The sequence below is a fragment of the Synechococcus sp. R6-10 genome, assembly GCF_047461815.1.
Classification (GTDB): Bacteria; Cyanobacteriota; Cyanobacteriia; order Thermostichales; family Thermostichaceae; genus Thermostichus.
Genome location: NZ_JANSHW010000298.1, coordinates 1 through 7,735, shown reverse-complemented (window position 1 = coordinate 7,735; position 7,735 = coordinate 1). Strand labels below are relative to the sequence as shown.

The window sequence follows — 7,735 nt, the reverse complement described above, 5'->3', positions numbered from 1 at the left end:
GAGGACAAACTTCCCTAAGGAAGCGCGAAGATTGACAACCTAAACTTAAAACATCCGTTAAGTTTCGTCAACTACCTGCCTCAAAAATGAGGAGGGGATCCCTTTCTCTATCGGCTGCCCCTCGGCAGAAAGAGGGCTTCTAAGGCCTGGCCGAGAGTCGGTTCCATCACCACCCGGTCTTCGTAGGCAGCGATCACCCGGGTGAGCTGAGGCAAGCGGCCCTGTTCTGCTTCGATGTAAAGGGGCTGAACATAGAGCAAAGAAGTCTCGATAGGAATGACCAGCAGCGTGCCCAGGTTCACCCGCGACCCATGCTGGTTCCAGAGGGAAATTTGCTCGGAGATTAAGGGATCCTGATTGACCCGTGCTTCCACCTGTTCCGGGCCATAGATGAGCCGTTGCTTGGAAAACTCGTACACCAGGAGCTTGCCGTAGTTTTCCCCGTCGCAGCGGGCCGCTATCCAAGCCACCATGTTCTGCTTGTTAACAGGGGCATAGGGGGAGAGGAGGACGAACTCAGGAGTGTGGTTTGCAACCCCTTGGGGATCCCTCGGCAAGGTGAGAATGAGATACTGCGGCTGCATGGGAATGCGCCGTCGATTGCGGAACTGGCCGGGGATCTGCCATTGATCCTCGCGGTTGTAGAAGAGGCGGGGATCCGTCATGTGGTAGGTGGCAAACTGCTGCGCTTGCAGGCGGAAGAGGTCTTGGGGATAGCGGATGTGTTGCCGCAGCGGCTCCGGCATTGCCTCCAGAGGCTTGAAGAGGGTGGGGTAGATGCGGGCGTAGGCTTGGATGAGGGGATCCCGAGGGTCGGCAATGTACCAATCGATGCTGCCGTTGTAGGCGTCCATCACCGCCTTGACCGAGTTGCGGATGTAGTTGAAGGGAAAGCCGGGCAGGTGCTCCGAGTAGGGGTAGCGGCTGCTGGTGGTATAGGCATCGAAAAACCAGTAGAGCTTGCCGCCTTGAATGACCAGGTAGGGATCCCGGTCGTAGAGTAAAAAGGGCATCACCCGACGGATGCGCTCGCGGATTTGGCGGCGATAGAGAAAGCGGGTGGCAGAAGATAGCTCGCGGCTGAGAAGGATGCGCAGATCGCCAAAATGCCAGGCGTAGAGAAACCGCTGCCAGAGGTGGGGAATGGGCACGCCACCGCTGCCCTGATAGCTGCTGTACACATAGCGCTCTGCTGCAGGGTAGTCCAACTCCCGCGCCTCAGCGCCCACGAAAACATCGGTGGTGGTCAGCTCGCCATAGTAGAGGGCCGGCTGCTCCACCCGCAAGACGGAGGCCACCTCAGGGTAGCGGGGAGAAACCCGCGGCGGGATATCCGATAGGAAAAAATCCGGCAGGCCTTCAGGGGTCACCACATTCACCGGGCTGAGGGTGAGGCCATAGCCGTGGGTGTAGAAAAACCGCCGGTTAACCCAGGTTTGGGCGGCGGGGGGTACCTGGGCAAAGTCCAGCTCGCGGGCGGCATGCATAACTTGGCGCAATTCTCCCCCAATGCGGTAGCGATCCACATTCACATAGGGAAATTGGTAGTAGGGGCGGATTTCTTGCAGTTGGCGGTAGGTGGCCAATAGGGGATCCGCATCCCAGAGGCGCACGTTGCTCAGGGTGGATTGATTCTGCTGCAGGATCTCCCAGGTGAGGGCTCCCCCTTCCGGGAAGGGTTGGACTTCGACATCGGCCAGGCCAAAGCCAGCACGGGTAAAACGGATGTTGTCCTCGATGTAGGGGCGCTCCAGCTCCAGCTCGTTGGGGGTGACCAAGAAGGTCTGCACCAGTTGGGGATAAAGTTGGGTGGTTAGCAGCCCAAACCCCAGGTAGGCCCCCCAGAGGATGGCCGGCGCCAGGAGAGAGCTGGCCCAGGAAGGGCACCAGGACTTGAGGAAAGGAAGGTTGAGGCGGATCCCCTGGCGGGCCAAAGCCCAGAATCCCACCGCCGTCAGGCCTGCCACCCCGCTCATCAAGGTCGTGGCCGGCAGAGTTGCATGCACATCGGCAAAACCGGCCCCAAACACAACGCCGCGGGTGGAATAGAGCAGCTCGTAGCGATCCAGCCAATGGCCCCAAGCCCGAATGAGAAACAGGGATCCCCCCAAGATCAGCAAGTGCCGCTGGGCATAGAGAGAGAGGGCCAAGGTCAGCCGTTGCTCGGAAAGCCCCAGCTCCACCAAGTAGATGAGGACAACGGTAACCAAGGTGAGCAGCACCAGGTTGAAGCACCAATGCTGCACCGTCTCCCAGAAAGGCAGGCTGAAGAGAAAAAAACTGAGATCGCGGTTGAAAATGGGATCCGACTCCCCGACGGGCCCCTGGTTCAGCCAGAGCAACAGCGTGAACCAGTGATTGGAAAGAGACCAAGCAAAGAAAACACTCAAACCTGTGGCAATCGCCCAGGCCCCGGTCAAGGTTGCCCCCCGCCAGCAGGAGCAGATGTTGGATCCCGTCACCGCCAGGGCAAAGAGGAAAGCGCCCAGGCCCAGCCCCCAGCGGGCAATCACCCGCGTCCACAGCACCGGCAGAGCATGCAGCTCGGCAAACCAAGCCAGATCTACATAGAAAGAGGCCAAAGCCGTGATGGCCAGGATCCCCAGCCCCACCCCCAGCAGCAGAAACAATCCTCGCCGCAACCTCTGCATCGCCTCAGGATCCTCGGCTCAAAGCTGTTCTTGGTCGCGTCAGCGGTGCAGTTTCCCTTCGCCCGAGCGTTGCGGAACAACACAGGGTGCCGTAGGCATAGCCCTGTTCTAGCTGTTGCACCGCCTGCACCAAGCCTGCCGGCCCGCCGTCCACCCGCACCACCGGGATCCCCACCTGGGCCTGCACCTCTTGCCAGGTCAGATCGTCCAAAAAGCGCTCCCCGTCCTTGAGGGCGATCTGGGGTAGCAATAGCCCATCATAGTCCGCCAAGTTTTCCACAGACTTCAGGGCATCCAAGATATCCTGCCCCGTCAGCAGCCCGGTCACCGTCAGGGTTTGGCCCCAAAATCGGCTGGCAATAGGCAAAAGATCCAACTGCAGCCCGCGGATGCGGTTCATCTGCTCCACCACAGGCTGGAAGGCTTGCTCTACGGCATTGCCCACCACCCACAGAACCTTGAGGGGAGAAGGGAGCTCAGGCGGCAGTTTGAGCTGCTCGAACTGGCTGAGGAAAAGCCGCAGGGATCCCACGCCATTCCCCAGTTGGGGGTAATCTTCATAGTGCTCTTCCGGGGGCAGTTCCCACCCCGCCAGCAGATACCACTCATCGGCCAGCCAGGCAAAGGTGGATCCCAATGTTTGCCGAAACCCGACCTGCAAAGTTTCCACCTGCTGGATCACTTCTCGGGCCTTGGCCGCATCGACAGGAACCAGCTCATCACCAGGGGGGCGAAAGCGCGTCAACCCCACCGGCACCACTGCTGCCGAGAGGACGGTGGGGATCCCGTCTACGGGCCGGCGAAAGGCGGCCAAATCGAGGAGTGTGCGGGTGAGGTGATCCCCATCGTTCCAGCCTGGGCAGACCACCACCTGTGCGTGCAGTTGCAAGCGATGCTGGCGAAACCAGGCCAACTGCTCCAAAATCAGGCCAGCCCGCGGGTTTTTGAGCAAGCGGCTGCGCAGCTCCGGGTCGGTAGCATGCACTGACACGTAGAGGGGAGAAAGGCGCAGGCGAGCGATGCGCTCCCATTCGGCAGCAGGCAAGTTGGTGAGGGTGAGGTAGCTGCCGTAGAGAAAGCTGAGGCGGTAGTCGTCGTCCTTGAGGTGCAGCGTTGCCCGCATTTCCGGAGGTTGTTGGTCGATGAAGCAAAAGGGGCAAGCGTTGGCGCACTGGATCAGGCCATCGAACAGGGCTGTCTCAAACTCTAGCCCCAGATCCTCGTCGATTCCCTTCTCCAGCTCAACTGTGCGCGGGATCCCTTGGCTATTCAAGATCTCCAGGCTTACACACTCCTCAGCGATCAGGAAGCGGTAGTCGATGAGATCGCGGGGGCGTTCGCCGTTGATGCTGACCAGGGCCTCTCCAGGTTGGATGCCCACTTCTGCTGCCAGGGATCCGGGTAAAACAGCGCTGATACGGGCGGGCTTGAGACTAGCACGAGACATAGCTAACTCATCCTCAACTGATGTGCCATTTGCCCCAGCAGGACGAAGTTCTGGGTCGGGACAGCGTTGCGGAGCAATAACGAGGCTCGGTTGACTACAAACAGTTGACTACAAACAGCGGAGAATAGCCGCCTCTAGCTCGGTTTGGCTGAGATCCGTTACCACAAACACCTCTTGCACGCTGCTTCCCTTGCGGGCCACCAGCTTGTACCCGCCCCGGATCGGCACCGAAACCCGCAACTGCAACTGGGGGATCCGCCCACGGCTGCAGGACAGAGCGCCCGGCGTCACGGTTTTAATGCCCGCCTGCCGGGTCAGGCGTTCCAAAACAGGGATCAACCCTGAGATGTGGGTGGAGTGGTTCCAAACCAGACGACCAGAGGGCTCAGACATAGCGGCTAGAGTGAGGAGAGGATGGGATCCCTATCCTATTCCCCCACCCATACCTGGTGCTCGGCAACCCTGTGGAAAAGCCGCATGCCCAAGATGTCTGAAGATTCCCTGCCTGCGGTCGTGGCTCTGATCTTGGCCGGGGGCAACAGCCGCCGCATGGGATCCGACAAAGCCTTGGTGCTTTGGGATGGGATCCCCCTGCTGCGACGGGTGGCTCAGGTGGCAGCAGCCTGCGCCGACGCGGTTTACATCCTCACCCCCTGGCCGGAGCGCTATGCGCCGGTGGTGGATCCCGGTTGGCATCTCTGGCGGGAAAACGTTCCCCCCCTGGTCGGGCAAGACCCACGTGGTCGGGACAGCATTGCGGAGCAACACCGAGGCCCGCTGCTGGCCTTTCAAGAGGGGATCCGGCGGCTACAAACCTTGGCTGCTCCCCCGGAGTGGATCCTGCTGCTGGCCTGCGATCTGCCCTGCTTGCAGGAGCAGGTTCTTGGGGATTGGCGACAGCGCCTTGCCACCCTGCCCCCTCAGACGGTGGCCGCCCTGCCCAAAAGTCAGCGGGGCTGGGAGCCCCTGTGTGGCTTCTATCGCCTGGCGCAGCTAGGTTCTCTGGAGAGTTTCTTGCAGGCAGGAGGAAGATCCTTTCAGGGCTGGTTGTCCCAGGTGCCAACAGCCATCCTGCCCCTGACCGTTCCCGACAGCGGGACGGAGTCCCTTGAGAGGATGCTCACCAATTGCAACACCCCTGCAGATCTGCAGCTCGGGGAACAACTGGGTAGGGGGTGATCCCTGGGATCGGCAAAGGGAGGGATCCCCTCATGTCACAATGGGTAAAGATTTGCTCGGTTTCTTATCTCGGCGCCGTGCTTACTTCCCTTTACTACCGCGAGATCCCTTGCCCCGATAGTGCCCAAGTGCTGCGCTGGCTACAGGAGTGTACCCCTCTGCCGCAGGGCAGCCAGAAGGTTCTCACCCCCACAGGCTTGCGCCTACAGGGATCCGGCGCTGAGCTGGCCCTTTTCTTGTGGTCGGGGCTGAACACTACCTATCTCAAGGTGTTCCAGTGGTCGGAACAGCCCTTCCCCCGCCAAGCTCGCTGGCTGGGAGAGCTGGAACAGGCCATTCAAAGCCAATTTCCCCACCGCTACCCGCAGTTGCCCCAGATCGACCTGAACCGGGGATCCATCTTTGATCAGCTTGAGCCTTTCTACCCGCAAACGGTGAAGTATTTTCGGCGGATCCCCAATGGAGAATTTGACCTGCAGCGGGTGTACTGGTGGGAAAAGCGCTGGCGGGAAGAAGTGCAACATTGCCACGCAGCCCACCGCCCTGCTCAGCCGGTCTTGTTTCGCCAGCCTGGCCCTGAGCCGGCCCCAGTGGAGTGGGATCTGGCCATCGTGGGAGGAGCGCTGGGAGCCATCTATGGAGCGGCCATGGCTCGCTTGGGCTACCGCGTGGCCTTGGTGGAGCGACTCCCTTTTGGCCGCATGAACCGCGAGTGGAACATCTCCCGGCGGGAGCTGCAAACCCTGGTGGATTTGGGCCTTTTGAGCGCCGAGCAGATGGAGAGCTTGATCCTGCGGGAATACACGGATGGGTTCAACAAGTTTTTTGACGGCAATAGCCCGGTTCGCGCTCCCGTTTTGCACACGCCGACGGTACTCAATCTGGCCATTGACGCGGAAAAGCTATTGCAGCTCTGTGGCCAAATTCTCACTTCCTGCGGGGGAGCTATCTACGAGCGCACCGAGTTTCAGCGGGCCTATGTTGGCGAACAAGGCGTCACGCTGGTTTTGAAGGATTTGCCCACCGGCGAGGAGTTTCGGCTGGGATCCCGCCTTGTGGTGGATGCTATGGGAACAGTCTCTCCCATTGCCCAGCAGCTCTACCGCCATCGGGCTTTTGATAGCGTCTGCCCCACGGTGGGGGCTACCATTGCGGGGGGGTTTGAGCCAGGGGTATGGGATCCCCAATTTGGGGACATTCTGGCCAGCCATGGGGACATCAGCCGCGGTCGGCAACTCATTTGGGAGCTGTTCCCCGGGCCAGGCGAAGATCTCACCTTCTACCTGTTCCACTACCACCAGGTGCATCCAGAAAACCCCGGATCCCTGCTGGAACTGTACGAAGATTTTTTCACTATTCTGCCGGAATACCGCCGCTGCGACCCAGAGCGCTTGCAGTGGAAAAAAGCGACCTTCGGCTATATCCCCGGACGATTTGGCCAGCCCCGGCACCCTGTTCGCGGCAGCGGGGCGGAGTCTTCGGAACCCTTTGACCGGATACTGCTCATAGGGGATGCGGCGGCTATGCAATCGCCCCTTAGCTTTACCGGCTTTGGATCCCTGGTGCGCAATTGCCCCCGCCTGTGCGATCTGCTGGATACGGCGCTGCGCCACGACCTGCTCAGGGCGGCGGACTTAGCCCAGATCCGGGCCTACCAGGGCAACTCGGCCGTCACCTGGCTCTTCTCGCGGGGGATGATGGTGCCCACCGGCAAGGTGCTGCCCCCCGAGCGCATCAATGCCACTCTCAACAGCTTTTTCGGCATTCTCGCCACCGAGCCGCCGGAGGTGGTGGACGATTTCATCAAAGACCGGGCTGGCTGGCTGGCCTTTAACCGCATGGCCATCAAAGCTGCCCTGCAAAACCCACGGCTGCTGCTGTGGATCTGGGAGGCCGTAGGGGCCAAAGGCTTTGCCCAGTGGCTGCCCACCTACTTCAGCTATACCGGCCTGGCCTTGACCTCTGCTTTGTTCAGGGGCTGGCTTCCAAATCTGCTGCGTCGCCTGCAGCCCTGGCTAGAAGCGCGTTACCCCCGCCTGTGGCTGCGCTGCCTGCAGTGGAGCTACACCCTCACGTATGGGGTAGGGCAGCCGCGCATCCAGTTTCAACTCCCCCCCACTCAAGAAAAGACCCAAGACGCAATACCGACTTGGGTAGAGGAGAGGGCTTGAGCTGGTGGCGCGGTCGGAGAATGCGGCCACGCCAGTTTTTTGATGCCTGTGCTATTGCTTGCCTCAAGTCACAATCTTCAATGTCTGCTTCAATGTCTGCAGAAAAGGCAGGTGACAATACAGCCTGTTCACAAACTGGGGGATACAAAAATCGTGTTTCCGAGGCTTGACCCCAACGAGGTTTAAAACAAGCAGGTTTATAGTCATTTTAAACAGAACTGAAAGATTTCTGTTGTATTGCTTCCTAACTCCCCTCTCCCTTTGGGAGAGGGGCTGGGGGTGAGGGA

General features: G+C 60.1%; 6 protein-coding genes. 2 read left to right on the top strand and 4 right to left on the bottom strand.

Features of this window, described 5'->3' with window-relative positions; translation table 11 throughout:
• Nucleotides 1-107 precede the first annotated feature (107 nt).
• The 3 genes from NW837_RS09080 to NW837_RS09070 all read right to left on the bottom strand — a co-directional run bounded on the left by NW837_RS09080 (nucleotide 108) and on the right by NW837_RS09070 (nucleotide 4,491).
• Entirely contained in the window at nucleotides 108-2,651 is a 2,544-nt protein-coding gene (locus NW837_RS09080; RefSeq protein WP_414330849.1) for a UPF0182 family protein, read from the bottom strand.
• 4 nt (nucleotides 2,652-2,655) lie between these two features.
• Nucleotides 2,656-4,098: a TIGR03279 family radical SAM protein gene (locus NW837_RS09075; protein ID WP_414330847.1), complete on the bottom strand. Its 1,443-nt coding sequence runs from the start codon at nucleotides 4,096-4,098 to the stop codon at nucleotides 2,656-2,658.
• Between the two features lie 108 nt (nucleotides 4,099-4,206).
• Nucleotides 4,207-4,491, bottom strand: coding sequence for a DUF2103 domain-containing protein (locus tag NW837_RS09070; RefSeq protein WP_011432039.1), 285 nt, complete (start codon nucleotides 4,489-4,491; stop codon nucleotides 4,207-4,209).
• Between the two features lie 21 nt (nucleotides 4,492-4,512).
• Between NW837_RS09070 and NW837_RS09065 the strand changes: the two genes are divergently transcribed.
• Together NW837_RS09065 and NW837_RS09060 are read left to right on the top strand one after the other, a co-directional pair.
• A complete protein-coding gene (locus tag NW837_RS09065) occupies nucleotides 4,513-5,277 on the top strand; it encodes a molybdenum cofactor guanylyltransferase (protein ID WP_414330845.1) in 765 nt (254 codons plus the stop codon).
• Between the two features lie 32 nt (nucleotides 5,278-5,309).
• A complete protein-coding gene (locus tag NW837_RS09060; RefSeq protein ID WP_414330843.1) occupies nucleotides 5,310-7,448 on the top strand; it encodes an FAD-dependent oxidoreductase in 2,139 nt (712 codons plus the stop codon).
• A 63-nt stretch (nucleotides 7,449-7,511) separates the two neighbouring features.
• Here NW837_RS09060 and NW837_RS09055 read toward each other — a convergent pair.
• On the bottom strand, nucleotides 7,512-7,735 hold a 224-nt coding region (locus NW837_RS09055), incomplete at its 5' end, for a hypothetical protein (RefSeq protein ID WP_414330841.1).

What these genes read in the sequence shown, in the direction of transcription:
- NW837_RS09080 (WP_414330849.1), bottom strand. Translation starts at nt 2,651, where the DNA reads ATGCAGAGGTTGCGGCGAGGATTGTTTCTGCTGCTGGGGGTGGGGCTG.
- NW837_RS09075 (WP_414330847.1), bottom strand. Translation starts at nt 4,098, where the DNA reads ATGTCTCGTGCTAGTCTCAAGCCCGCCCGTATCAGCGCTGTTTTACCC.
- NW837_RS09070 (WP_011432039.1), bottom strand. Translation starts at nt 4,491, where the DNA reads ATGTCTGAGCCCTCTGGTCGTCTGGTTTGGAACCACTCCACCCACATC.
- NW837_RS09065 (WP_414330845.1), top strand. Translation starts at nt 4,513, where the DNA reads ATGGGATCCCTATCCTATTCCCCCACCCATACCTGGTGCTCGGCAACC.
- NW837_RS09060 (WP_414330843.1), top strand. Translation starts at nt 5,310, where the DNA reads ATGTCACAATGGGTAAAGATTTGCTCGGTTTCTTATCTCGGCGCCGTG.